Below are 25,687 nucleotides of genomic sequence, written 5' to 3' on the forward strand. Positions count from 1 at the left end.
TGATAGTCGATAACATCGATTGTCGATAACAGCAGGGGGCGTCATGAGTGCAGGAGTGGTACCGGAGGTCGGGCGAGACGCCGAGGCTCGACCGCGACGGCGCGCACAACGGGTGCGGCGGCTCGTGACGGCGAGCGTCGTCGTCGTCGCGACACTGACGGTCGTGGGGCGGCTGTCGACGGCGTGGATGACGATCACGGGGCGTTATGTCTACACCCTGGGTGGGGCGGATCCTCGGCTCTCCCTGAGCGATCTGCCGCAGATGGGATCGGCGACCCTCCGCGAGGGCACGACAGGCACGCTCGAAGACGTCGACCTCGGGATGCGGCTGCTCGGTGCGACACCGTCGCTCGTGCACGCAGCCACGGTGGGCCTCGCGGCATGGTTGCTGCTGCGGGTGCTCAAGGGCATCTCGGCTGGGGCTCCGTTCACCCCGGCCGTCCTCAGGTGGTGGAGCAGGCTCACCGTGGTCCTGCTCGTCGGCGGTGTCACCCAGGCTGTCCTCGACACAGGTGCTGTCGTCTACCTCAGCTCGCGCATCGGGCTGCTCTTCGGGTCGGGTCGAGTGTCGACCGAGCAGCGTGAGGCATTCCTCGGAGGCGACTACATGATGACCAACATCGCCACGCCAGACTGGCCTGTCCCGATCCTCGTCGCCGGGCTCGTCGCTCTCGCGCTGACCACGGCGTTCCGCGCCGGCGCTCGCCTGGAGAGGGACGTGGATGGCGTCGTCTGACCGTGGGGACGACGAACCTCTCGTCCTGCACAGGATCGTGTGCCATCTCGACGAGGCTCTCGCCCGCCGGCAGATGACGCTCACCGAGCTCTCGGAGCGCACCGGGATCACCATGGCGAACCTGTCGATCCTCAAGAACAACCGCGCGAAGGCGATCCGGTTCACGACGCTGACGCTCGTCTGCGACGCCCTGGGGGCGACGCCTGCGGAGCTGTTCACCGTCACGCCTGCCGACGGAGCCTGACCGGCGCCGAGCAGTCCCCTCAGCGGCCCGACGACTGGCTTCCGAGGGGCTCCCGGGAATTCTGTGGCGGCCTGCTGGTTATAATGGAGGAACACGGCTCCGGACGATCCGTCGTAGCCCCTTCCTTCACCGATGGTCTCGTGTGAAGCTCATGCACCCCGACGGCAGCTGGTCGAACCAGCACTACGGGGTGGCACCTCTTCCTCGCGGGCGGCGTGTGGAAGGCACGGTACGACGGCCGAGGGCTGCGGCCCCACGGCTTGATGATGGAGAACACTGATGACTGCGGCAACCTCAGCACGGACCCCGATCACCTCCCAGACCGACGACGGCTTCGTCCTGTCGACGGACGAGGAAGACGCACCAGCACCCACAGTCCTCGCGGCGGGTGCCACTGCTGACCCCGTCAAGGACTACCTGAAGATCATCGGACGCGTCCCGCTGCTCAACGCCGAGCAGGAGATCGAGATCGCGATGCGCATCGAGGCGGGCATGCTCGCCACGCACCTCCTCGAGTCCGGCGAGTACCCCAAGGGCGCCACCAAGCGCGAGCTCGAGGTCATCGCCGCCGACGGCATCCGCGCCAAGAGCCACCTCGTCGAGGCCAACCTGCGCCTCGTGGTGTCGATCGCCAAGAAGTACACAGGCCGCGGTCTGCTCTTCCTCGACCTCATCCAGGAGGGCAACACCGGCCTCATCCGCGCCGTCGAGAAGTTCGACTACGCCAAGGGCTTCAAGTTCTCGACCTACGCCACCTGGTGGATCCGTCAGGCGATCACCCGCGGCATGGCCGACCAGGCCCGCACCATCCGCATCCCCGTGCACATGGTCGAGGTCATCAACAAGGTGTCCCGCGCCCAGCGCCAGATGCTCCAGGACCTCGGCCGCGAGCCCACCCCGGAAGAGCTGGCCCTCGAGCTCGACATGACGCCCGAGAAGGTCCTCGAGGTGCAGAAGCACGGCCGCGAGCCCATCTCGCTGCACACCCCGCTCGGTGAAGAGGGCGGCAGCGAGTTCGGTGACCTCATCGAGGACACCGAGGCCGTGGTCCCCGCGGACGCCGTGAACTTCAGCTTCCTGCAGCAGCAGATCCACGGGATCCTCGACACGCTCTCCGAGCGCGAGGCCGGCGTCATCACCATGCGCTACGGCCTCACGGACGGCCTGCCGAAGACCCTCGACCAGATCGGCCACGTCTACGGCGTGACCCGCGAGCGGATCCGCCAGATCGAGTCCAAGACGATGTCGAAGCTGCGTCACCCCAGCCGCTCGCAGGTGCTGCGCGACTACCTCGACTGACCAGCACGGCTGCTGGGGCTCACGCGCGACGAGCGACCAGCAGAGCACGGACGAGAAGGGCCCCGTCGGACAGGCGGGGCCCTTCTCGCGTCTCTGCGGCTGGTCCGGTCTCTGGAGAGGGCCTGGTGCGCGGAGACGGCCAGCGCGGTCTGTGCGTCGCGTCAGCCAGCCGGGTAGGGGGATTCGCGCAGCAGCCGCGCCAGGTGCGCGGTGTTGAGGGCGAGCGTCGCCGTCGCCTTCGCGACAGCCTCGGGGACCTCGTCGAGGTCCTTGTAGTCGACGCCCTCCATGGCCCGCCCCACCCAGTAGGTGACGGCGTTCGCGGGGATGGTGAAGCCGACGTCGTCGAGGGCCTGGTAGAGCTCGGCGCTCACGTGGTGCGCACCGTCCTCGTTGCCGACCACGGCCACGGCCGCGACCTTGCCGGAGGTGAGCATCCGCCCTTCCTCGTCGGTCTCGGACAGCTCGGCGTCGAGCCGCTCGAGAGCGCGCTTGGTGACGCTCGACGGCTGACCCATCCAGATGGGAGTGGCGACCACGAGGATGTCGGCCGCGAGGACCTGCTGGCGGACGAGCGGCCACTGGTCACCATCGCCCATGTCGACCTCGACCCCCGGGCGGATGTCGTGGTCGGCGAGCCGGACGACCGACCCGACCACCCCGTGCTCGGCGAGGGCGTCGAGGACCTGACGCCCGAGGACCTCGCTGCTCGAGGGCTCGGACGAGGACTTGAGGGACCCGACCAGGACGACTGCGCTCAGTGCTGTGCTCATGTCTCCATGCTCCGCGTGGCCGGGCGGACGTGCGCGCGGTACTCCTGTGGACGAGCCGGTGGCATACCCTGCTCTGCGAGGACTACCGAAGGGGTGCTGGTGCCAGGGCTCGTGCTGTTCGAAGGGCTTCCCGGGTCCGGGAAGAGCACCAGTGCGAGCGAGCTCGCAGGCTGGATGGCGCAGGGTGGCGCGCTGGTCGACCACTGGCCGGAGTCGAGGCCAGACCACCCGGTGGACCTCGACCAGGTGGCGGTGCTGACGGACCGTGACCGCGAACGCCTCGGGGCGGCCGGACCGGGGTGGGACCGGATCCTCTCAGCGGTCGTCGAACCGTCCGACGGCGCGTGGCTCGTCCGCAGTCCCCAGGACCGTGGTCTCCCGAGCGCTCTGGCGGCAGCTCTCCAGGCTCTCGAGGTCTACGACGGCGACATCGACCCCGAGGTGCACGGGAGGGTGCTGCGCGAGAGCTGGCGGCAGTTCGGCGCGGCTGCGCCTCCGGCGGCGACCCAGGTGTGGGAGTGCGTCTTCATCCAGAATCCCGTCTGCGCCTTCGTCGCACGGTTCGACCGCCCGTACGACGAGCTCGCGGACCACGTGCGGTCTCTCGCCGAGACTGTCCTCGATCAGGATCCGGCGCTCGTCTACCTCGATCCTGGTGATCCTGAAGAGGCCTTGCGACGTGCGGCAGCGGAACGCCCTGCCGCATGGCTGGACTTCGTGGTGGCCTATCACACCGAGCAGGGCTACGGTCTCGCCCGCGGACTCCGAGGCTTCGACGGATACGTCGAGTTCATGCGCCACCGACGTGAGCTCGAGCTCACGCTGATCGCTGATCTGCCCATCCCGGTGCACGTCGTGGAGACCTCGACCACGAGCCGCGAGGAGAGCGCAGCGAGCATCCGGGAGTTCGCCCGACGTCATCTCCGTGACACCTCTGTACCGACCGAGGGTGAGGGCGGCGTCCGTCCCGCGGCAGGCTGAGAGGTCCTGGAGGGGGCGGACGACGACCTGAGGGGCATCGTCCGACCCGCCGCAGCTCAGCCGCGTCGCGCGTACGCCGCCTTCGGGAGCGTGTACGCGAGGTCGACGGCTGTCTCCGTCGCCTCGTCGAGGTCCAGCCTGTGCTCCACGACCAGTCGCGCGAGGTACCCGGCGTCGATGCGGCGGGACAGGTCGTGGCGGGCGGGGATCGAGCAGAACGCCCGGGTGTCGTCGACAAATCCTGTCGTGTTGTAGAAGCCGGCGGTCTCCGTCGAGGTCTCCCGGAAGCGGCGCATGCCGTCGGGGGAGTCGAGGAACCACCACGGCGCCCCGAGGCGCATCGCCGGGTACACGCCAGCGAGCGGTGCGAGCTCGCGGGAGTAGACCGTCTCGTCGATGGTGAAGACCACCAGGCGGAAGCCCGGGTGGTGCCCGAAGGCCTCGAGCAGGGGGCGCAGCGACCGCGTGTACTCCGCCTGCACGGGGATGTCGTAGCCCTTGTCGGCGCCGAAGGTCGCCAGCACAGACCTGTCGTGGTCGCGCAGCACGCCGGGGTGCAGCTGCATGACCAGCCCGTCCTCGGCGGACATCGCCGCCATCTGGAAGAGCATGTGACCGCTGAAGGCCTGCGCCTCGGCGGGGCTCGGGGCGACCCCGCTGAGTGCCAGGTCGAAGATCCTGTGCGCCTCAGAATCGGGCAGCGGTGTGGTGTCGGCGAGCAGGTGGCCGTGGTCGGTCGCCCGTGCCCCGGCCGCGACGAAGGCGGCGCGGCGCTCGCGGAGCGCCTCGAGGTAGGTCGGGTACGACGTGACGTCGAGGCTCGCAGCCGCCGAGAGCAGATCGACGTCGCCGCGCCACCCGGGGCGGTCGAGGTGCAGCAGCGGGTCGGGGCGGAAGGTCGGCACCACGCGCTCGCCCCACCCGGCCGCGGCGAGGTTCGCGTGGTGGGTCAGCGGGCTCCATGCGGGGTCGGTCGAGGCGAGGATCTCGATGTCGAAGCTGTCGAAGAGCGCGCGCGGCCTGAAGGCGTCGCTGCGCAGCGCGGCGTCGAGGTGGTCGTAGATCCTGTCGGCGGACTCCGCCGACGGACGCTCGGCGACGCCGAAGACCTCGACGAGCTCGTGCTCCATCCAGTACCGGGTGGGGGTGCCGCGGAACAGGTGCCAGCTCTCGCAGAAGCGACGCCACACGGCACGCGGGTCCTGCTCCGGGACCACAGTGCTCGCCGGGTCGACGGGGGCGATACCGAGCCTGTCGACGCTCGCGCCCTGGGACACGAGCATCCGCACGAGGTAGTGGTCGGGGACGACCAGCAGCTCGGCAGGGTTGCCGAAGGGCAGGTTCTCGTCGATCGTCTGCGCCTCGACGTGGCCGTGCATCGACACGATCGGCAGGGCCCGTGTCTGCTGGTAGATCTCGCGGGCGGCGGCTCGGGTCGACGGGTCCGCCGGGAGCGCGCGGTCGTCGTGGAGCTGCCACGGCCGGGCTCCGTCGGGCAGGGCGTAGGTGGTCGTGCTGGGCGTCGCGGTGCTCACGGTCGTCTCCTCGTTGAAACACTCTGTGATCGTTTGCAGGCCATCGTGCCTCGATGTCGGTCGAGGGTGCAAGGCGCGGGAGGCTGTTGTTCGTGCTGGGCGGTTCAGGGCTCCGGGGCTCGGCGACGCCTCCCGCGACCATGCCGGTTGACAGAAGGCTGGAAACGTTTGCAGACTAGCGGGGGCCCTCTTGTGCGATGGCCTGACGAGAACCCGGCAGTGCCAGGCAGCAACCCGGCGATGCCAGGTGATGACGAGCGACGAGGAGGTCGGCCGATGGCGACGGTGCGTGACGTGGCAGCCCTCGCAGGAGTCTCGATCTCCACGGTCTCCCGGGCGCTCTCCGCGCCGGGCATGGTCTCGGACGCGACGCGCGAGCGGGTCGAGCAGGCCGCGAAGAAGCTCGACTACCGCCCCAACCCGGCCGCACGAGGTCTCCGGGTCGGCCGGACCACCACCCTCGGGCTGCTCGTCCCCGACCTCGAGAACCCCTTCTTCGCCTCGATCACCAAGGCTGTGCAGAGCCGCGCCCGCACGCACGGCTATGCCGTGCTCGTCGCGGACTCCGACGAAGACGCCGGCCAAGAGCTCGAGCTGGTCTCGATGCTCACCGCGCAGGTCGACGGGCTCGTCCTCGCCTCGCCGCGGTCGTCGGACCTCTCGTTGCTGACCGCTGTCGACGGCCGCCCGGCCGTGCTGCTCAACCGCGAGGTCGAGGGGCTCGCCTCGCTCGTGATCGACAACGCGGGTGGCGTGCGTCAGTCGCTCAGCCACCTCAAGGCCCTCGGGCACCGCAGTGTCGCCGCCGTGAGCGGCCCGGCCGGCTCGTGGTCAGGCGCCGAGCGTCGACGCGGGATCGAGGCCGCGGGCCGTGAGACCGGCGTCGAGGTGGTGGATGTCGGGCACTTCCGTCCGACCTTCTCCGGCGGTGTCGCCGCCGCCGACCTCGTCGTGGCGAGCGGGGCCACCGCCGTGCTGACCTACAACGACCTCCAGGCGCTCGGTCTCGTCGACCGCCTGCGTCACCGCGGGCTCCAGGTCCCGCGCGACCTGTCCGTCGTCGGCTTCGACGACGTCTCGGTCGCGACCCTCGTCTCCCCGGCCCTGACCACGGTGAGCATCCCGCTCGCGGCGCTCGGCCGCGGTGCGGTCGACCGCCTCGTCGAGCAGCTCGACCGCGACACGGGAGAGAGTCGCGAGGACGACCTCGCGGGCCTGGCAGACGAGGACGAGCCGCCAGCCCGCCCGAGCCTGCCTGTCGAGCTCGTCGTCCGGGGCACGACCGCCGAACCTCGTCCTGACGGACCGCGTGCCTGACGAACCTCGCACCTGACGGGCCAGCCCGCCGCACCGCAGCACCTCAGCCCCCGACCGTGGCCCTCGAGGCACCGTCCGACCGAAGGATCTTCTCGATGACGAGCACCGACCCGACCGACCGCACCCCCACCACGACTCGCGCGTCCCGCAGGCTCAGCCTCGCCACCTGCCCCGAGGTGTCGCAGCGGCCGGGGGTCACCGGGCCGGCTGTCGACCCGACGGCCGTGACCGTGGGGATCGTGCACCTCGGCATCGGGGCCTTCCACAGGGCGCACCAGGCCGTCTTCACCGAAGACGCCGCCGCAGCCACGGGCGAGACGGGCTGGGGGATCCTCGGCGTGACGCAGCGGTCTGCCACCGTCGTCGAGCAGCTCGTGCCCCAGGACGGTCTCTACGGGGTGCGGACCGTCGGCACGGACTCCTCCTCGCTGCGCGTGATCGGCTCGGTCCGCGGGGTCGCCTTCCCGCGCGAGGAGACGCAGCGGGTTCTCGACGCGATCGCCGCGCCGACCACCCACATCGTGACCCTCACGGTGACCGAGAAGGGCTACACAGCGGGCCCGGACGGCCGGCTCGACCTCGCTGACCCCGACGTCCGCGGTGACATCGACGCGCTCGTCGGGGAGATCCGCGGCGCTGCCGCCCTCGCCCGCCAGACCGGCGCGGAGGTGCAGGGCGCGGCGACGACCCACGTCGTCGTCGAGGACGCCGTGCCTGCGCGCAGCGCGATCGGGCTGCTGGTCCGCGGTCTCGCGGCCCGAGCCCGCGCCGGCGGCGAGCCGCTCACTGTCCTCACCTGCGACAACCTGCTCGACAACGGGCACGTCCTCGAAGGCCTGGTCGGCCAGGCCCTCGACGCGGCCGCCGGGGTGCCCGGCGCGGACCCCGAGCAGGTCGAGCGGCTGCGGGCGTGGGTGCACGCCTCGGTGACCTTCCCGTGCACCATGGTCGACCGCATCGTCCCGGCGACGACCGAGGACGACCGTGCGGCGGCCGAGGCGGCGACCGGGGTGCGCGACGAGGGTCTGGTCGTCGCCGAGCCCTTCATGCAGTGGGTGATCGAAGACAGGTTCGCCGGCCCCAGGCCGGCCTGGGAGCTCGCCGGAGCCACGCTCACCGACGACGTCGCCCCCTTCGAGCGCGCCAAGCTGCGGATGCTCAACGGCACGCACTCGCTGCTCGCCTACCTCGGGTCGGTCGCCGGGCACAGGTTGATCGCCGACGCCGTGGCGGACCCGGCGCTGCTGTCCGCCGCGCGGTCGCTGCTGCTCGACGACGTGATCCCGACCCTCGTCGCACCGGAAGGGCTCGACCTCGCCGCCTACGCCGAGTCGCTCCTCGAGCGCTTCGCCAACCCCGCGCTCGGCCACACGACGACCCAGGTGGCGATGGACGGCTCGAAGAAGCTGCCCATCCGCTTCCTCGCGACGGCTGCCGACAGGCTCGCGGCAGGCGCCGTGCCCGACGCCGTCGCGCACGGGGTCGCGGGCTGGGTCGTGTTCGTCGCGGCCGGTCGCACCGTGACGGGCGAGCCGCTGCGCCTCGACGACCCGATCGCCGACGAGCTGCGCGCCGCAGCCGCCGAGGTCGCCGCGCCTGACGAGGTCGCCCCGGCCCACGCCGAGGCCCTCGTGCGGCGGATGCTCGCGGTCGAGCAGGTGTTCCCGGCCGAGATCCGTGACCACGCGGGGTTCCGGGGTGCCGTGGTCGCGCACGCGGAGCGGCTGCTCGCGGGGTACGCGCAGCACTGACCTCCCGGGTCAGGCCTGCGCGGTCTCGCGGGTCTGCACGATGACGACTGTCATCTCGGTGTCGGCCCACGAGGTGTGCTGCTCGCCCTTGGACCACCTGACGGTGGCGCCAGGGCCGACGGGGTGCTCGACGTCGTCGTCGGAGGCGACCCGGCCTCTGCCGGCGAGCACGGCGAAGACCTGGTCCGTGCCGGCCGCGTGCCGGGGGAGGGTGCTTCCCGCGGCGAGGGTCGCGACGTCGATGCGGGTGTGCCCGGTGGTCGTGCCGTCCTGCAGCTGGGTCATGCCGATCCCGGGAGCGTCCTCGAAGAAGGTCGGGGTCTGGGTGGTGATGTCCATGCGAGACCTTAGCGCGTGCACCGGGGCCCGGCCGACGAGGCTGACCGTTGACATCCTTCACCCGCTCTGAGAAGGTCGTGCTCGACGACGGCAAGCGCTTCCCGCAGGTCGACGTCTGACTCCGGGGTGTTCATCGACGAGCGCCCCCGCTGTCTTGAATCGATTCAATCTGCGCTGCAGAGAACACCCCGCTCCACCTCCTGCTCGGCAGCAGCGCCGTGCACGCCCGGGACGAAGACACTCGGGTGCAGACGGTGGCGCGGTCCCTGTCGCCCGCGCACAGACGCACGGGCGCCGGAGCTCACCGACCGAGATCCCACGAGCAGGAGACCTCCATGCACAGCACCATCCCCGGGGCACCGACCCCGCGGAGCGGCGGGCCGCAGACGCCCCGTCGCCACCGGAGCAGAGCCCTGAGAGCGGTGGTCGCCGGAGCGGCCGCCGCGTCGACAGCGCTGACAGCGGTCGTCGTCGCCCTCCCCGCCACGGCGGACGACACAATCCCCGGCGCCCCCGACACGTCGAGCACCCAGGTCCTCGACGTCGACGTGACCTCGACGCCGGCCCCGCCTGCCTCGAGCGCGGACGTCGCCCCTGACCCCGTGCCAGCAGGAACCGAGGAGACCCCAGCCACAGCCGCGGACGACCCGGCCGACCCCGTCGTGCCCGGTCTCGCAGCCCCCGCGTGGGTGCGCACGGCGCACGTGACCGGGTCGGCCGTGACGCTGCGCTGGGACCAGGTCGCGGGTGCGACCGGCTACGTGCTGACCCGCTCGGGAACCGTGGACGGCACGTACACCGAGGTCGGGCGCACGGGTGAGCGCACCTTCAGCCTCGTCGACCCTGACGCTGACACCGCGACCGTGGGGTACTACCGCGTCGCCGCGACGACAGCCGCGGGTCGTTCGGAGTACTCCGCGGCGACCGCCACCCCCGCGGCGACCCCGGCCGCGCTCCCCGAGGGTGGGGTCCTGCGCGTCGACCTCGGACCCGGCGCTGTCGAGGAGGGCTGGACCGGAATCGACGCGTCGACCGCCTACACCGCAGAGTCCCGTCTCGGGTTCGTCGACACGGCCCAGGTGACGGGCACCGACAGGGGCGGCGACGACGCGCTCCGCGGCGACTTCGTCACCGTCGGCGACACCGAGCTCGTCGTCGACCTCCCGGCGGGCGACTACACAGTGACCCTCGTGGCCGGTGACCCCACCGGCCCGACGGACATCTCGATCACGGCCGAGACCATCGCCAAGGTGCAGCCGACCACGAACCCGGCCGGCGAGACCCTCGAGATGTCCTTCGACCTCGCTCTCGTCGACGGCCAGCTCAACCTCGAGCTCGGCGGGACCGCGGCGAACCTCGCGGCCCTGACCATCACCCGCCTCCCGGACCGCGTGGCTGCCGGGACCCCGACGGCCTTCCTCACCGGCGACTCGACGGTCCAGACGTACACCTCTGACTACGCCCCGCAGGCGGGCTGGGGGCAGATGCTCCCGCGGTTCCTCGCTGACGACGTGACCGTCGCGAACCACGCGATCGGTGGACGCAGCACCAAGAACTTCATCAGCCAGGGACGCCTCGACGAGGTGCTGCGGCAGATCGAGCCGGGTGACTACCTGTTCGTGCAGTTCGGCCACAACGACAACTCCTACGGTGTCGACGACCGCTACGCAGCCCCGGCCGACTACGCGGACTACCTGCGGACCTTCGTCGACGGTGCTGTCCAGCGCGGTGCCACACCGGTCGTCGTCACGCCTGTCTCGCGGCGCGCCGTCGATGCGCAGGGCGCGTTCACGGTCTCCTTCCCCGAGTACGTGCAGGCCGCGACAGACCTGGCCGCGGCCGAGGGTGTGCCGCTCGTCGACCTCTCCAGGCTGAGCCGGGAGTACCTCGACTCGATCGGGGCCGAGGCCGCGAAGTCCGTCTTCCTGCACGTGCCGGCCGGGGTCTACCCGGGCCGCCCGACCGGGACGACCGACGACACGCACTTCCAGGAGTACGGCGCGATCCAGATGGCGCGGCTCGTCGCCGGGGCCGTCGCGGAGCTCGACATCCCGCTCGCCGGGTCGGTCCTCGAGGTCGAGCCACCCGCCGCGGTCCCCGCAGCGCCTGTCGGGCTCGTCGCGGGCGACGTCTCCAACGCCGGCGCGCTGCTGCGCTGGACGCCCGTCGACGGAGCCGACATCTACACGGTGTTCCGCAAGGACGCCGCCGCGGGCGACGAGGCCTACGCGCTCGTCGGCTCGTCGACGCTCCCGCAGTCGGCGGTCTCGGGCCTCACCGAGGGCGCGTCCTACGACTTCCGCGTGGTCGCGGTCAACGGCCGGGGTGACTCCGAGCCGTCGGCTCCGGTGCGCGTCACCACCTCCCTCGCGCGCTACAAGTTCGACGTGCAGCTCGCCGGGAACCCGCTCATGCCGGGATACACCGAGCTGAACCAGAACAGCCTCTACACGCCTGAGAAGGGCGTCGGGTTCCTCGACGTGACGGGCCTCGGGGGCCGGGACCGCGGGACCGGCTACACGCCGCCGCCGGACGACCTGCAGCGGGACTTCCTGCTGCCCGGCCCGCAGCACGTGTTCGCGCTCGACGTGCCGAACGGCACGTACGCCGTCAAGACCTACAACGGCGACTGGATCGGCAGCAGCCGGTCGAACGTCGTCATCGAGGGCAAAGACTTCGGGGCGTCGAACGCCGGGGCGGCGTCGGTCTCGCAGAAGACCAGCTCGCCGGTCCTCGTCACCGACGGCCAGCTGAACATCCAGCTCACCGGGGCCTCCTCCCGGCTCAACGGCATCGAGGTGACACCGTTGCTGCTCGCGCCGCAGACTCTCACCCTCGACGACCTGTCGATCGACGGCACGGCGGTCTCCACCTCGCTCTCCTGGCAGCCCGTCGACGTCGCGGTCGCGTACCGCGTCTACCGTCAGGGTGCGAACGAGCAGACGCCGATGCGCGTGGCCGAGCAGCCCGGGACGACGCTGGTCGACACCGGCGCGGCTGTCGGGCAGGTCTACACGTACACGGTCACGGCCGTCGACGCGGCAGGCATGGAGTCTGTCGCGTCGAACGCGCTCGAGGTCGTCACGGTCGACGAGGGTGTCGTCGCACCGGTCACCCCGACGGGCCTGACCCTCGGCACCGTCGGCAAGAACGACGTGACCTTCACCTGGGACGCCAAGGACGACGCGATCGCCTACTCGGTCTACCGTGCGTCCACGGCCGACGGCGACGCAGTCTTCGTCGGCAGCTCGGCGACCGCGACCTTCACCGACACCACGGTGCTCACCACGGTGCCGTACTACTACGAGGTCGCCGCCGTGAACGCGGGCGGCGAGTCCGGCCGTTCGGAGCGCCTCGCCTCGACGGCCGGCACCGTCCTCACCCGGCAGGCCGAGCACCTCGACCGCTCGCCCGTCGCCGTGAAGGTCGACGAGGGCGTGTACCTCGGCTGGCGGATGCTCGGGCTCGACCCCGCGGAGATCGGCTTCACGGTCCAGCGTGACGGGACCACGATCACCCCGCGCCCGATCACCACGAGCACCAACTACGTCGACCCTGACGGCACCGAAGACTCCGTCTACACGGTGACGCCGGTCTACGCGGGCCTGCGGTCGGAGCCCACAGCCGAGTTCGGGGTGTGGGCCGACGGCTCGTACGACATCCCGCTCGACAAGCCTGCCGACGCCTACACCAAGGACGGCCAGCCCTACTCCTACTACGCGGGCGACACCACGGTCGGCGACCTCGACGGCGACGGGGAGTACGAGCTCGTCGTCATGTGGTCGCCGAGCAACGGCAAGGACAACTCGCAGTCCGGCTACACCGGGACCGTCTACGTCGACGCGTACAGGCTCGACGGGACGCGTCTGTGGCGCATCTCGATGGGCCCGAACATCCGGGCCGGGGCGCACTACACCCAGATGGTGGTCTTCGACCTCGACTCGGACGGCCGGGCCGAGATCATGCTCAAGACCGCCGACGGCACCGTCGACGGTGCCGGCACGGTCATCGGCGATCCGGACGCCGACTACCGCAACTCCGGCGGCTACGTCCTCACGGGACCGGAGTTCCTCACGGTCTTCGACGGTGAGACCGGAGCCGCTGTCGACACCGTCGCCTACGACCCGCCGCGCGGCGATGTCGGCGCGTGGGGCGACACCTACGGCAACAGGGTCGACAGGTTCCTCGCCGGGGTCGCGTACCTCGACGGCGAGCACCCGAGCGCGATCTTCAGCCGCGGCTACTACACGCGCACGGTCGTCGCGACGTACGACTTCGACGGCACGTCGCTCACGCAGCGCTGGGTCTTCGACTCCGACGTCGCCGGTGACCAGTACCGCGGGCAGGGCAACCACAACCTGTCGGTGGCCGACGTCGACGGCGACCAGAAGGACGAGATCGTCTTCGGCTCGATGACCCTCGACGACGACGGCACGGTGCTCTACTCGACCGGGCTCGGGCACGGCGACGCGATGCACGTCTCCGACCTGATCCCGTCACGGCCCGGTCTCGAGGTGTTCGCGGTGCACGAGGAGGCCCCGAGCTCGAAGGGCATCGGCGCGACCATGCGCGACGCCGCCACGGGCGAGGTCCTCTGGTCGATGCCCGCCACCCGGGACGTCGGGCGCGGTGCCTCCGCGGACATCGACCCGACGCACGACGGCGCTGAGTCCTGGGCCGTGACCACCGACGGGGCCTGGGACAGCCGTGCCGGGCAGATGCGCGCCGCCGACGGCACGCTGATCTCCGAGACCATCCCGGCGGCGAACTTCCTCACCTGGTGGGACGGCGACCTCCTCCGGGAGATCACCGACCACGACTTCTCGACGGACACCCGCGTCGGCGTGCCCTCGGTGTCCAAGTGGGACTGGGAGGACCAGCAGACCGTGCGCCTCGAGACCTTCGAGGGGACCCGGACGAACAACGACACCAAGGGCAACCCCGCCCTCCAGGCGGACCTCTTCGGCGACTGGCGCGAAGAGCTCGTGTACCGCACGGACGACTCATCGGCGCTGCGCGTCTTCACGACGACCGACGTCACCGAGCACAGGCTGCCGACCCTCATGCACGACCCCGTCTACAGGCTCGGGGTCGCGTGGCAGAACGTGTCGTACAACCAGCCCCCGCACACGAGCTATCTCCTCGGGGAGGGGATGGAGACACCTGCGGCACCGTCGATCGTCTACACGGGGCACGACGGGTCGGGCGTCGTCACCTCGCCGGCAGGACCGCCCGTGCCGGCGGACGAGTCTGCGCTGCTGCCCGGTCTCGAGGGTCTCGTCACGGTGCCGGGCGGAGAGCACTCGCCGGGCGACACCGTCCCGGTGACGCTCGTGGACGACTCGCGGACCGGTGAGTGGATGTCGGTGTGGCTGCGCTCCGACCCTGTGCTGCTGGGTGACTGGCAGCAGGTGTCCGACGCGTCCACGCTCACCGCGGTGATCCCGCTCGACGCCGCGCCGGGTGAGCACAGGATCGTGGTCCAGGACGGCAGCGACGGGGTGGTCGGCTGGACCTCCCTGCTCGTCGCCGCCGAGACCGACCCGGGGACCGGTCCCGGGACCGACCCGGACCCGGGGGCAGCTCCTGACCCGGGGACCGACCCCGGAGCCGGACCCGAGACAGGTGGTGCCGCCCCGGGCACCGGACCCGGTGGGGGGTCGGGGACGGGCGGTGCCGCAGGCTCCGGCTCGACGGTCGGGACCGGCTCGGGCACGAGCCCCGGTGCGCTCAGCGCGACGGGCGCCGAGATCGGCGTCGCCGTCGGTGCGGGAGTGCTCCTGCTGCTCGCCGGCGCCGTGCTGCTCGTCGTCCGCCGCCGGCGTGGCCAGACCGGCACGACAGGTCTGGTCTGACCTCGGACGTGGTGCTGCGCAGTCCCTCGCCGCCCGGGTGCCTCACGCACCCGGGCGGCGAGGGCGTGCGCCCAGGCCCCCGACCTGCCAAGGTGAGCAGATGACGGTCAACCTCAGCCCGCTGGGACTCGGGACCTCCCAGCTCGGGAACCTCTACAGGGTGACGACGGACGCCGAGGCGGCCGGCGCTGTCGGCACGGCGTGGGACGGCGGCGTGCGCTACTTCGACACCGCCCCCGCCTACGGTCGCGGCTTGTCCGAACGACGCCTCGGCGAGCTCCTCGCCGAGCGGCCCCGGGACGAGTACGTGCTCTCGACCAAGGTGGGTCGCCGGCTCGTCCCCTCGCCCGAGACCGCCGACGAGCGCGACCCCATGTTCGACGTCCCCGCAGACCTCAGGCTCGAGGACGACCTCAGCCGCGACGGGATCCGCCGGTCCCTGCACGAGAGCCTCGACCGCCTGGGGCTCGACCGCGTGGACGTGCTCTACCTCCACGACCCGGACGACCACGAAGAGCAGGCGCTGACGACCGCCATCCCCGCGATGATCGAGCTGCGCGAGGAGGGTCTGGTCCGCGCCGTCGGGGCGGGGATGAACCAGACGGCGATGCTCACCCGCTTCGTCGAGGAGACCGACATCGACCTCGTGCTGTGCGCGGGGCGCTACACGCTCCTCGAGCAGGGCGCGCTCGCGGACCTGCTGCCGGCCGCGCTCGCCCACGACGTGGGTGTCGTGATCGGTGGGGTGTTCAACTCCGGGCTGCTCGCCCGTCCACGCCCGCCCGAGGGTGCTCTCTACAACTACTCCGAGGCCCCGGCGCCGCTGCTCGAGCGCGCCCGCAAGATCGCCGACGCCTGCGAGCGCCACGGCGTGACGCTGCCCGACGCGGCCCTCGCCTTCGTCCGGGCGCACCCCGCTGTCGTCTCGACGGTGGTCGGGGCGCGCGGCGCAGACCAGGTCTCGGCCTTCCTCGAGGCAGCCCGGACCCCTGTGCCTGTCGAGCTGTGGGCGGAGCTGCGCGAGGCGTGGTTGCTCGACCCGATGGCCCCGGTGCCGCACGCGAGCCTGCCGGACATCAGCATCTGAGAGGTCGCTACCCTGGTCAGGGCCGCACCGTCGCGGCCCTGACCAGTCCCGCGATCACAGGAGATCCGCAGTGACCGAGCACCCCACCGCCCCCTCGTCCGGCCTTGCCGATCCCGTCGGCGAGCCCGCCCGTCCTCTCGTGCTCGTCTACGACCGGCCGGCGACGCGCTGGACCGAGGCGCTGCCCGTCGGCAACGGGCGGCTGGGGGCGATGTGCTTCGGCGGGACCACCAGCGACCGGGTCCAGGTCAACGACGACACCTGCTGGTCGGGGTCGCCTGCGACCGTCGCGGGGCGGAGCCTGATCGCGGCGGGGGAGGGAGCGCGGATCCTCGACGACGCGCGCGCCGCACTGGCAGCGGACGATGTCCGGGCTGCGGAGCGTGCCGTCCAGAGGCTCCAGCACGGGCACTCGCAGGCGTACCAGCCTCTGGTCGACCTGATCGTGCAGGAGGTCGGGCCGGGGGAGGAGGTGCGAGCTGCTGAGGACTCGCACCCTGCTGGCGAAGCACACCTCGCTGGCTCGGTGCACCCTGGCGACGAGGTGCACCGAGCCGACGAGGCCGCGACGCCCCCGGGGTACGCGCGGTCCCTCGACCTGCGGGCTGCGGTGGCCAGCCACACCTGGTCGAGCGCAGGTGCGACGCTCCTCCAGGAGACGTGGTCCAGCGCGCCGCACCAGGTGCTCGTCGTCGACAGGCGGGCCACCGTCGGCTCGCTGCCGGCCCTGCGTGTCTCGCTCGTCTCCCCGCACCCGACCCTCGACGTCCAGGGCACGCCGACCGGACTCGCAGCCACCGTCCGCATGCCGTCGGACGTCGTCCCCGACCACGAGCCTGCCGACGAGCACGTGCACTACGACCCGACCCCGGGCGCAGCGGTGACCGCAGCGGTCCACGTCGCGGTCCACACCGACGGGATCGTCGGTGACGGCGGACCTACGGCGACGGCCGACGCCGTCGAGGTGGTCGGTGCCACCTATCTCACCCTCGTGCTCGGGACCGAGACAGACTTCGTCGACGCGGCCACCGCGCCGCACGGCGGCCTCGACGCGCTCCGGGCTGCTGTCGCCCGACGGACCTCGGCGGTCGTCGACCAGATCGTCACGGACGGGCTCCCCGCGCTGCGCGCCGCCCACGTCGCCGACCACGCAGCCCTCCTCGGCCGGGTAGAGCTCGACCTCGGGCCTGACCCCGAGGGCACCGCGACGACCCCGGAGCGGCTCGCCCGGCACGCTGGTGGCGCTCCCGACCCGGCGCTCGCGGCCCTCCAGGCGCAGTACGGCCGCTATCTGATGATCGCCGGTTCGCGGCCAGGCTCGCGCCCGCTGACCCTCCAGGGGATCTGGAACGAGTCCGTGGTCCCGCCGTGGAGCAGCAATTACACGACCAACATCAACACCGAGATGAACTACTGGCCGGTCGGCCCGGGCGCCCTCGACGAGTGCTACGAACCGCTCACCACCTGGCTGGGCGACCTCGCGCGGGCCGGGCGCGCCACGGCGCGCGACCTCTACGGTCTCCCAGGGTGGGCCGCGCACCACAACTCGGACGTGTGGGGATTCTCGCTCCCCGCGGGCGACGGCGCCTCTGACCCGTCGTGGACGGCGTGGCCGCTCGGCGGCGTGTGGCTCGCGACGCACCTGTGGGACCGCTACGACTGGTCGCGCGACCTCGGGTTCTTGGCCGACGCCTGGCCGCTGCTCCGCGGGGCTGCCGACTTCGCCCTCGCGTGGCTCGTGGAGCAGCCCGACGGGACCCTCGGCACCTCCCCGGCGACCTCGCCGGAGAACCGCTTCGTGGCGCCCGACGGGCAGCCCGCCGCTGTGAGCGTCTCGACCACCTCCGACCTGGCGATGATCCGCGAGCTCCTGAGGCGCTGCCTCGACGCGGCCGAGGTGCTCGTCGGTGCGGGCGCCGTGGTCCCTGAGGGCTCGCCGGATCCTGACGACGCCGACTGGCAGGCAGCGGCCCGCGCAGCCCTCGCCCGTCTCCCTGGTGAACGCGTGCTCCCTGACGGGCGCCTGGCTGAGTGGTCCACGGACCTCGTCGACGTCGAGCCCGAGCACAGGCACCAGTCGCACCTCGTCGGCGTGTACCCCGGCAGCCGGATCGACCCGCGGTCCGCGCCTGAGCTGGCCGCCGCAGCCCTGGCGACCCTCGACGCCCGCGGCCCGGACTCGACGGGCTGGTCGCTCGCGTGGCGCCTCGCCCTGCGGGTGCGGCTCGGCGACATCGTCGGGGCGAGGGCTGCCCTCGACGCCTTCTTGCGGCCGACCGCTGACGGCGCGCAGCCCGGCGACCTCGTCGCACCGCTCGACGACACCCGACCGGGTGCCGGCTCCGGTGTGTACCCGAACCTCTTCTGCGCGCACCCGCCGTTCCAGGTCGACGGCAACCTCGGGTTCACGGCGGGAGCCGTCGAGATGATCCTGCAGTCCCACCGGACGACGCAGGACGTCACCATCGTCGACCTGATCCCGACGCTCCCGGCTGGGTGGCAGGACGGCTCGGCACGTGGGCTCGGTGCGCGGGGGGCTGTGACCGTCGACGTCACGTGGCGCGACGGAGAGGTGACCGGGCTGGCGCTGCGGGGGCCGGTGGGCCGGTCGGTCGAGGTCAGCCTGCCTGTGGGTGGGGTGCGGAGGACCACGACTGTCGTCCTCGACAACGGCACGTGGGACGGGCCATGGGACGGGGCGGGCGAGCTCGCCTGAGCGCGATCACGACGTCACTGTCGCGGCCCTGGTGCTGCGGTCTGTGCAGGACCGCTCTCGCTGTTCGCGCGGTCGCGCGACAGCGCAGAGACATCGTCAGCTCAGCTCAGACCGCCGGCGAAGGGATCCACGCGTCTCCACGCCTGGCCGAGTCCCACCGCTCGCCGAAGCTCGACCAGCCTGTCTGCGGCGGTGTAGGCGCGACCCCTCTTCTCCCCTGTCGCGGCGAGCAGCCCAGCCTGAGAGAGTCTCGTGAGGTCACGTGTCGCTGTCTGGAGGCTGATCTCGGTGCCTACCTCCGCGAGCGAGGTGATGTAGCGCCCACGAGTGACGGTCGCCCCGAACAGAGCGTCATAGAGAGGCTCCATCGCGCGATCGTCGACGCCGGCACCTTCGAGGAGCTCACCGAGTGCTGCGTACGCTGCGCTCGCGGCAGTGATCCGTGCGGCGCGCTCTCTCGCCTGGTTGTAGTGGGCCGTGAGGATGAAGCGGACCCAGGGTCGTACCTGCTCGGGCGTGGCTGACCTCGGGTCCCATCGGCCGTGTCCCACGGTGGCGAGCACGTCGTAGTAGGCCTGTGTGTTGCGCCCGAGGTACTCCTCGATGGAGAGGAACACCGGGGAGATGGCACCGTCTGCGGCAAGGACCAGCGACTGCAGGACACGGGCCATGCGTCCGTTGCCGTCCCTGAACGGGTGGACGAGCACGAAGTTCAGGTGCGCCATCGCGGCGTCGATGATGCTGTCGCCGCTCTTGTCGATGGTGCGGGTCAGCTCATCCATCAGTGCGGGAACGTCGTCCGCCTCGGCGCCTTCATGGACGATGTCACCGGTGGACTCTTGCTGGACGAATACCGGGCCCTTGCGGTAGCGACCGGGCCGCTTGGTGAGGTCGTAGGACGTCACCATGTAGTGCAGGCTACGGATGAGAGTCGGATCGACGACGACAGGTTCCTGAGCGAGCTCGAGGACGTAGGTCATCGCCAGCTGGTACCCGGCGAGTGCCCGCTCGGTCTCCTCGTCGACGGCCGCGGGCTTCTCCCCCTGAGCGATCGCAGCCACGTCGTCGACGCTCGCGTTGATCCCCTCGATGCTGTTCGACCCCTGCACGTTGCGCGCCAGCGTCATCCGGCGAAGGGGGGCGGTCCACCGTCGGGTCTGTCCTACCTGGTGCTTGAGGGTCTCGCTCAGGTCCTGGATCGCTTCGCGCACCTCCAGCTCGCTGCCGGTGAGCTCAGGGGCCCGGTACATGTCCACGTGATCCTCCGCATGACGATTAATTAGCATCATACCATCGCCCTTGAAGGTCGTGCGGGCCAGTCAACCGCAGATCTGGCCTGGTGGTCGCGGTGGCTCGGCGTCTGTCGAGCCTCCAAGAGCTTGCTCCTCGCTAGTCGAGCTCGGCGGCGTCGCGCCCCCGGTGCCCCCGCAGCGCGAGCGCCACGACACCCGTCCCCACCAGAGCGCACACCCCCGTGAGCACCAGCCCACCCCGCACCCCGAGGTGCTCGGTGAAGGCCCCCTGGACCAGACCACCAGCAGCATGCCCGCCGAGCAGCAGCGGCATGTAGAAGGCCATGACACGACCCCGGACCTTGGGTGCGGCGCTCAGCTGGACGTAGGTCGCGGCGCTCGTGAGGAAGAACATCGTCGCGGCACCGATCGCTGCGAGCATCACGAGGAACACGGCGTGGTTCGGCGACAGCGCGCCGAGGCCCTCGGCGACCGCGAAGATCCCGGCCCCGAGCACGACGGTGCGGACCCGGAGCACGCGCAGGCGCGCGGCCGCCACGGCACCGACGAGCCCACCGACGGCGCTCACCGAGTTGTACAGGCCGAAGCCACCCGAGCCCGTCTGCCACTCGAAGTCTGCGAAGGCCGCGAGGACCACCGGGCCGTTCATGCCGAAGGCGCCCATGAGGCCTGCGAGCAGCACCACCCACAGCAGGCGCGGGCGGTCGAGGATGTACCGGGCTCCTTCGCGGAGCTGCCCCTTGGCGCGCGCCACGACGGGCACCCGCATCATCTCGCGCGTCCGCATGAGCGCGAAGAGCGCGACGACCACCAGGCACAGCACAGCGTTCGCCGCGAAGGCCCAGCCCTGACCCACCTGGTGGATGAGCACACCGGCCACGGCCGGCCCGACCATGCCGCTCAGCTGGTTGAGGGCGTTGTTGGTGCTGATCGCCGAGCGCAGCATGCTGTCGCCGACGAGCTCGTTGACGAGCACCTGCCGGGCCGGCTGGTCGATCACGGCCACGCAGCCGAGCAGGAACGCGAAGCCGTAGAGCAGCGGCACGGTGACCAGCCCGGCGATGGTGAGGCTCGCGAGGATGGCGGCCAGGACGGCCGCGGTCCCCTGGGCGCCCATCACCAGGCGTCGCTTGTCGTGCCTGTCGGCGATGACGCCGCCCATCGGGCCGAAGGCCAGCAGCGGCAGGAACTGCAGCGCCACCACGATGCCGACGGCGGCTGGGCTCTGGGTCAGCTGGAGCACGAGCCAGTCCTGCGAGAGGCGCAGCATCCACACGCCGGTCCCGCCGCTGAGCTGCGCGACGAGGAACAGCCTGTAGTTGTGGTTGCGCAGCAGGCTCGCCGCCGGCTTGGTCGCCGGAGCCGGAGCCGGGGCCGGTTGTGGTGCGGGCGCGGGTGCTTGTCCGGAGAGGTTCTCGGGAGTGCTCGGTCGAGGGTCGAGCGGATCTGTCACAGAGACGCCTTTGTCTGAATGGATTCAACCCCATCAAGGCTACCGGGCTTCAAAAGTCCTGCCCGGCGGCCGTCCAGCGTGCAGTCCGGATCGCGAGGATCGGCCGGTTTCGCTGGCGCCGCGCCGGAAAGGGCTTGCCCGAGTGACCCGGGCCACTGTATTGTAACGATTCACTTCACGGTTGGACGCAGTGGGCAGCCCGGGCAACGATGACAGGGCGCTCTTCAACCCCATGAGCAAGGAGGCTCAGATGTCGATCAAGCGATCAGCCCTCAAGGGCATCGCCGTCGCCGCGGTGGCGTCGTTCGCACTCACCGCGTGCGGTGGGGGAGGGAGCGAAGCCGCTCCGAGCGAGACCCTCAACACCGAGGAAGACGTCACGATCGTCTTCAACTGGTGGGGCAACGACGACCGCGCGGACAAGTACGAAGAGGCGATCGACCTCTTCGAGAAGGAGTACCCGAACATCACCGTCCAGACCGGCTTCCAGGCCTGGGACGACTACTGGTCCTCGCGCAACACCGAGGCCGCGGGCTCCTCGCTCCCCGACGTCATGCAGATGGACCTCTCCTACCTGCGCCAGTACGGGTCGACCAACCAGCTGCTCAACCTCGACGGCCAGATCGGCACGGCGCTCGACGTCGACGGCCTCGACAGCAGCCTCCTCGACGCGGGCAAGCTCGACGGCTCGCAGTACGGCATCGCGACGTCCTCCAACACCCTCGCCATGTTCTACAACCCTGACCTCCTCGAGCAGGTCGGCGTCGAGCCCCTCGACCCGGACTACACGTGGGACGACCTCAACACCTTCATCACCGACGTCTCCGCAGCCGGCGCCAGCATGGACCCGGTGATCTACGGCTCGGTCGACTACACGGGGACCTTCTGGTTCTTCCTCCAGTGGCTCGTGCAGCAGGGCATCGAGCCCTTCACCGAGGACGGCCAGCTCAACTTCACGCGTGAAGACATGGCCGAGTGGCTCAACACCGCCGAGCCGATCCGCACCCCGGTCGACGCTACGTACCCGATCGCGCGCGGCACGCAGCTGCTCCCGCTCGGTGGCTTCACGGTCAACGAGACGGCCTCCGAGATGAGCTGGGACAACTTCCTCGCCGGCTACTCCGCAGACTCCGGCAGCGACAACCTCCAGATGCTCCCGATCCCGTCGAACGCCGACGGTGAGAAGAAGATGTTCCTCAAGCCGTCCATGCTGCTCTCGGCATCGGCCAACTCCGAGCACCCGGCCGCAGCCGCGACCCTGATCGACTTCCTCATCAACGACCCCGAGGTCGGCCGGATCTTCGGCACCTCCAAGGGTGTCCCGGCCGTCCAGGCCCAGCGTGACGCGATGGTGCTCGAAGAGGGCTCGGTCGACGCTCGCGTCGTCGCCTACGAAGAGTCTGTCGCGGAGTTCGCGACCGAGGCTGCACCGCTCCCCGTCCAGGGCTTCGGCACCATCGAGGCCGAGTTCAAGCGTCTCGGCGAAGAGTTCGCGTACCGCAACATCACGGTCGACCAGTTCGTCGACCAGTGGTTCAGCGAGGCGGAGATGTCCGTCGGTCAGGGATGACCGACGCACAGCCCCTCGTGTAGTCGCGGGGGTCGCGCCGAGACCGGCCGGCCCCCGCACCTGACGAACAGCACCCCCTCACCGAACGGATTCCACCGTGTCCCTCACTGCCGAGGCGACCGGGAACCGGACTGCTCCACCGACCAAGGGCTCGCAGGCGCGACGCTCTCGGAGAGCAGCCGAGACCCGCGCCGGTTACGCCTTCCTCACCCCCTGGTTGCTGGGCTTCGTCTTGCTGACCGCAGGTCCGATGCTCGCGTCGCTCTACCTGGCCTTCACGAACTACAACCTGTTCAGCGCGCCTGAGTGGATCGGGTTCGACAACTTCACGCGGATGTTCTCCGACCCCCAGTACCTCCAGTCGGTCAAGGTGACGAGCATCTACGTGCTCGTCGGGACACCCATCAAGCTCGCCGCGGCCCTGGCCGTCGCGATGCTCCTCAACACCAAGCGCCGCGGGCAGGGCGCCTACAGGTCGATCTTCTACGCGCCCTCGCTCATCGGTGCGAGCGTGTCGATCGCCATCGTGTGGAAGGCCATGTTCATCGACGACGGCGTCGTCGACCAGATCGGCCAGGTCTTCGGGCGCGAGCCCGGCGGCTGGGTCGGCAACCCGAGCATGACCATGCCGATGATGGTCCTGCTGACTGTCTGGCAGTTCGGCGCCCCGATGGTGATCTTCCTCGCGGGCCTCAAGCAGGTCCCCAACGAGCTCTACGAGGCAGCCGAGATGGACGGCGCCGGCTCGGTGCGCAAGTTCATGCGCATCACGCTGCCGATGCTCTCGCCCGTGCTGTTCTTCAACCTGCTGCTCGAGACGATCCACTCGTTCCAGATCTTCGGCTCCGCCTTCATCATCTCGGGCGGGACCGGTGGTCCGGCCGGCTCGACGCTCTTCTACACGCTGTACCTCTACCGACGCGGCTTCGTCGACTTCCAGATGGGCTACGCAGCGGCGATGGCCTGGGTCCTCGTGCTGGTCGTCGGCATCATCACCTTCATCTTCTTCAAGACGTCGAAGTCGTGGGTCCACTACTCAGGGGAGACAAAATGACCTCCGTCCTGCAGAAGCACGTCGCGACGCCCGACGACCGTCCCGACGACCTCGACCGCAGCGCCGAGCTGCGCCGCGAGGCCCGCAAGAGGTCGCTCGTCAAGGCGGCGGTCTTCCACGTGCTCGTCCTCGCCGTGGCCGCGGTGATCCTCTACCCGGCCCTGTGGATGCTCATGTCCTCGCTCAAGCCGTCGAACGAGATCGTCGGCAACATCAGTCTCATCCCGGAGAACGCGTCCTTCGCGAACTTCACCAAGGCTCTCGGCGGGATCGGCGGGGTGTCCTTCTGGACCTTCTTCGGCAACTCGCTGTTCCTCGCGGTGATGTCCGTGATCGGCGTGATCCTGTCCGCGACGATCACTGCCTACGCCTTCGCGCGGATCGAGTTCCCGGGCCGCAAGGTGTGGTTCTCGCTCATGATCGCGACGCTCCTGCTGCCGTTCCACGTGGTGATCATCCCGCAGTACATCATGTTCAACGAGCTCGGCCTGGTGAACACCTTCGTCCCGCTGCTCATCGGCAAGTTCCTCGCTGCCGAGGCGTTCTTCGTGTTCCTCATGGTCCAGTTCATGCGCAACCTGCCGCGCGAGCTCGACGAGGCCGCACGCATCGACGGGGCCGGTCACGTGCGGATCTTCCGCTCGATCATGCTGCCCCTCATGAAGCCCCCGGTGATGACGGCGTCGATCTTCGCCTTCATCTGGAGCTGGAACGACTTCTTCGGGCCGCTGCTCTACCTCAAGAAGCCCGACCTCTTCTCGCTCCCTGTCGCGCTGCGCATCTACGTCGACCAGACGACCACGTCGGACTACGGCGCACAGATGGCCATGGCCGTCCTCGCGCTCGTGCCGGTGCTGCTGTTCTTCATCATCTTCCAGAGGTTCATCGTCGAGGGTGTCTCGACCCAGGGCCTGAAGGGCTGAGGCGATGTCCAGCACAGCAGTCCGCGGCACCACCCGCCCCGCCGACAGGTCCGCCGGTCGGCGGGGCGGGCCGGCAGGTCCCTCCGGCCCCTCGCGCACCGAGCGCAGCGCAGCCCGCCGCCGTCGGTGGGGCTGGGGGCAGAAGGGCGCTGTCCCCGGGTCCTTCGGGAAGTTCGCGCTCTTCGCCGAGGTCATGGTCACCGGTGTGTACGTCGCTGTCCTGAGCATCCCGGTGGTCACGGCGCTGCCGGCGCTGACCGCCGGGGTGCGGCACCTGCGACGCTTCCTCGCGGGGGAGAGCGACTCCGTCTCGGCGGTGTGGGCCGACGTCCGCGCCGCGTGCTCCGGGGTGTGGCTCGTCGCGGCGGCTTCGCTCGTCGCGCTGTTCCTCGTGGTCCTCAACCTCTGGGCCGTCTCGACAGGAGCCCTGCCGGGCGGGGCCGTGGTCGGCGTGGTGACAGCGGCCTTCGGGGTGGCGCTCGTCGTCGGCCTGCTGCGCGCCGCCGGCGAGTGGCAGCCCGGGGCCCGGTGGACGACGCTCCTCGTCTCGGGTGTCCGTGGCATCGCGGCCGACGCGGCCGGGTCTGCCTTCTTGCTCTCGGGTGTGCTCATGGCCGGGGTGCTCGTCTGGATGCTCAAGCCGCTCGGGCTCGTGGTCGGCGGGCTCGTCGCCTTCGCCGTCGTGAGCGTCGCGCAGCGCGCGGAGCGGCAGCAGCCGTAGCGCCGAGCTGCGTCTCGACCGACCTGCGGTGACGCCGCAGGACGGAGGCCGTCTCGTCCTCGAGGAGGAGGAGGCGGCCT

The 25,687-nt window shown here is 70.7% G+C and carries 17 protein-coding genes and 1 pseudogene; 13 read left to right on the top strand and 5 right to left on the bottom strand.

Features of this window, described 5'->3' with window-relative positions; translation table 11 throughout:
- Positions 1-43 precede the first annotated feature (43 nt).
- The 3 genes and pseudogenes from SANBI_RS02550 to SANBI_RS02560 all read left to right on the top strand — a co-directional run.
- Positions 44-736 carry a hypothetical protein gene (locus tag SANBI_RS02550; protein ID WP_319158630.1) on the top strand — a complete coding sequence of 231 codons (693 nt, stop codon included), beginning with the start codon at positions 44-46 and terminating at the stop codon, positions 734-736.
- Positions 723-980, top strand: a complete 258-nt coding sequence (locus tag SANBI_RS02555; protein WP_319158632.1) for a helix-turn-helix domain-containing protein — start codon at positions 723-725, stop codon at positions 978-980. Before SANBI_RS02550 ends, SANBI_RS02555 begins: the two co-directional genes overlap by 14 nt.
- A 315-nt stretch (positions 981-1,295) precedes the next feature.
- Positions 1,296-2,279, top strand: a pseudogene (locus SANBI_RS02560) (RNA polymerase sigma factor); the annotation flags it as partial.
- A gap of 161 nt (positions 2,280-2,440) precedes the next feature.
- On the opposite strand, the gene SANBI_RS02565 reads toward SANBI_RS02560, so the two are convergent.
- Positions 2,441-3,052 (bottom strand): flavodoxin family protein, encoded by a 612-nt coding sequence (locus SANBI_RS02565; protein WP_319158634.1) that lies wholly within the window; start codon positions 3,050-3,052, stop codon positions 2,441-2,443.
- 99 nt (positions 3,053-3,151) lie between these two features.
- Between SANBI_RS02565 and SANBI_RS02570 the strand changes: the two genes are divergently transcribed.
- Positions 3,152-4,033: a P-loop NTPase family protein gene (locus SANBI_RS02570; protein WP_319158636.1), complete on the top strand. Its 882-nt coding sequence runs from the start codon at positions 3,152-3,154 to the stop codon at positions 4,031-4,033.
- Between the two features lie 56 nt (positions 4,034-4,089).
- Here the strand turns inward: SANBI_RS02570 and uxaC are convergent, their stop codons facing one another.
- Positions 4,090-5,568 (bottom strand): glucuronate isomerase, encoded by a 1,479-nt coding sequence (gene uxaC / locus SANBI_RS02575; protein WP_319158638.1) that lies wholly within the window; start codon positions 5,566-5,568, stop codon positions 4,090-4,092.
- Between the two features lie 276 nt (positions 5,569-5,844).
- Between uxaC and SANBI_RS02580 the strand changes: the two genes are divergently transcribed.
- Together SANBI_RS02580 and SANBI_RS02585 are read left to right on the top strand one after the other, a co-directional pair.
- Positions 5,845-6,885: a LacI family DNA-binding transcriptional regulator gene (locus tag SANBI_RS02580; RefSeq protein WP_319158640.1), complete on the top strand. Its 1,041-nt coding sequence runs from the start codon at positions 5,845-5,847 to the stop codon at positions 6,883-6,885.
- Between the two features lie 95 nt (positions 6,886-6,980).
- Positions 6,981-8,636, top strand: a complete 1,656-nt coding sequence (locus SANBI_RS02585) for a mannitol dehydrogenase family protein (protein WP_319158642.1) — start codon at positions 6,981-6,983, stop codon at positions 8,634-8,636.
- A gap of 9 nt (positions 8,637-8,645) precedes the next feature.
- Here SANBI_RS02585 and SANBI_RS02590 read toward each other — a convergent pair whose 3' ends face one another.
- The gene (locus SANBI_RS02590) at positions 8,646-8,975 is read right to left on the bottom strand and encodes a cupin domain-containing protein (RefSeq protein ID WP_319158644.1); all 330 of its coding nucleotides are present in this window, start codon (positions 8,973-8,975) and stop codon (positions 8,646-8,648) included.
- 335 nt (positions 8,976-9,310) lie between these two features.
- Here SANBI_RS02590 and SANBI_RS02595 point away from each other — a divergent pair, with 335 nt between their 5' ends.
- The 3 genes from SANBI_RS02595 (at position 9,311) to SANBI_RS02605 (ending at position 18,633) form a co-directional block, all read left to right on the top strand.
- The gene (locus tag SANBI_RS02595; RefSeq protein ID WP_319158646.1) at positions 9,311-14,830 is read left to right on the top strand and encodes a rhamnogalacturonan lyase family protein; all 5,520 of its coding nucleotides are present in this window, start codon (positions 9,311-9,313) and stop codon (positions 14,828-14,830) included.
- Positions 14,831-14,930: 100 nt separating this feature from the next.
- Positions 14,931-15,917: an aldo/keto reductase gene (locus SANBI_RS02600; protein WP_319158647.1), complete on the top strand. Its 987-nt coding sequence runs from the start codon at positions 14,931-14,933 to the stop codon at positions 15,915-15,917.
- 70 nt (positions 15,918-15,987) lie between these two features.
- Positions 15,988-18,633 (top strand): glycosyl hydrolase family 95 catalytic domain-containing protein, encoded by a 2,646-nt coding sequence (locus SANBI_RS02605; protein WP_319158649.1) that lies wholly within the window; start codon positions 15,988-15,990, stop codon positions 18,631-18,633.
- 101 nt (positions 18,634-18,734) lie between these two features.
- On the opposite strand, the gene SANBI_RS02610 is transcribed toward SANBI_RS02605, so the two are convergent.
- Both SANBI_RS02610 and SANBI_RS02615 read right to left on the bottom strand, forming a co-directional pair.
- On the bottom strand, positions 18,735-19,883 hold the full coding sequence (locus tag SANBI_RS02610; protein WP_319158651.1) for a Fic family protein: 1,149 nt from the start codon (positions 19,881-19,883) through the stop codon (positions 18,735-18,737).
- A gap of 139 nt (positions 19,884-20,022) precedes the next feature.
- Entirely contained in the window at positions 20,023-21,339 is a 1,317-nt protein-coding gene (locus SANBI_RS02615) for an MFS transporter (RefSeq protein ID WP_319158653.1), read from the bottom strand.
- Between the two features lie 250 nt (positions 21,340-21,589).
- On the opposite strand from SANBI_RS02615, the gene SANBI_RS02620 reads away from it, so the two are divergent.
- From SANBI_RS02620 to SANBI_RS02635, 4 genes are all read left to right on the top strand, one after another.
- On the top strand, positions 21,590-22,909 hold the full coding sequence (locus SANBI_RS02620) for an ABC transporter substrate-binding protein (protein ID WP_319158656.1): 1,320 nt from the start codon (positions 21,590-21,592) through the stop codon (positions 22,907-22,909).
- Between the two features lie 97 nt (positions 22,910-23,006).
- Positions 23,007-23,963, top strand: coding sequence for a carbohydrate ABC transporter permease (locus tag SANBI_RS02625; protein ID WP_319158658.1), 957 nt, complete (start codon positions 23,007-23,009; stop codon positions 23,961-23,963).
- Positions 23,960-24,886: a carbohydrate ABC transporter permease gene (locus tag SANBI_RS02630; RefSeq protein WP_319158660.1), complete on the top strand. Its 927-nt coding sequence runs from the start codon at positions 23,960-23,962 to the stop codon at positions 24,884-24,886. The genes SANBI_RS02625 and SANBI_RS02630 overlap by 4 nt, the downstream gene beginning before the upstream one ends.
- 4 nt (positions 24,887-24,890) lie before the next feature.
- On the top strand, positions 24,891-25,607 hold the full coding sequence (locus SANBI_RS02635; RefSeq protein WP_319158662.1) for a hypothetical protein: 717 nt from the start codon (positions 24,891-24,893) through the stop codon (positions 25,605-25,607).
- Positions 25,608-25,687: the final 80 nt, after the last annotated feature.

The sequence above is a fragment of the Sanguibacter biliveldensis genome, assembly GCF_033798665.1.
GTDB classification, from domain to species: domain Bacteria; phylum Actinomycetota; class Actinomycetes; order Actinomycetales; family Cellulomonadaceae; genus Sanguibacter; species Sanguibacter inulinus.

Excerpts from the sequence above, each read along its gene's own strand:
- SANBI_RS02590 (WP_319158644.1), bottom strand. The coding sequence starts at position 8,975 with ATGGACATCACCACCCAGACCCCGACCTTCTTCGAGGACGCTCCCGGG.
- SANBI_RS02635 (WP_319158662.1), top strand. The coding sequence starts at position 24,891 with ATGTCCAGCACAGCAGTCCGCGGCACCACCCGCCCCGCCGACAGGTCC.
- SANBI_RS02555 (WP_319158632.1), top strand. The coding sequence starts at position 723 with ATGGCGTCGTCTGACCGTGGGGACGACGAACCTCTCGTCCTGCACAGG.
- SANBI_RS02580 (WP_319158640.1), top strand. The coding sequence starts at position 5,845 with ATGGCGACGGTGCGTGACGTGGCAGCCCTCGCAGGAGTCTCGATCTCC.
- SANBI_RS02600 (WP_319158647.1), top strand. The coding sequence starts at position 14,931 with ATGACGGTCAACCTCAGCCCGCTGGGACTCGGGACCTCCCAGCTCGGG.
- SANBI_RS02585 (WP_319158642.1), top strand. The coding sequence starts at position 6,981 with ATGACGAGCACCGACCCGACCGACCGCACCCCCACCACGACTCGCGCG.
- SANBI_RS02610 (WP_319158651.1), bottom strand. The coding sequence starts at position 19,883 with ATGTACCGGGCCCCTGAGCTCACCGGCAGCGAGCTGGAGGTGCGCGAA.
- SANBI_RS02620 (WP_319158656.1), top strand. The coding sequence starts at position 21,590 with ATGTCGATCAAGCGATCAGCCCTCAAGGGCATCGCCGTCGCCGCGGTG.
- SANBI_RS02595 (WP_319158646.1), top strand. The coding sequence starts at position 9,311 with ATGCACAGCACCATCCCCGGGGCACCGACCCCGCGGAGCGGCGGGCCG.
- SANBI_RS02565 (WP_319158634.1), bottom strand. The coding sequence starts at position 3,052 with ATGAGCACAGCACTGAGCGCAGTCGTCCTGGTCGGGTCCCTCAAGTCC.
- SANBI_RS02630 (WP_319158660.1), top strand. The coding sequence starts at position 23,960 with ATGACCTCCGTCCTGCAGAAGCACGTCGCGACGCCCGACGACCGTCCC.
- SANBI_RS02550 (WP_319158630.1), top strand. The coding sequence starts at position 44 with ATGAGTGCAGGAGTGGTACCGGAGGTCGGGCGAGACGCCGAGGCTCGA.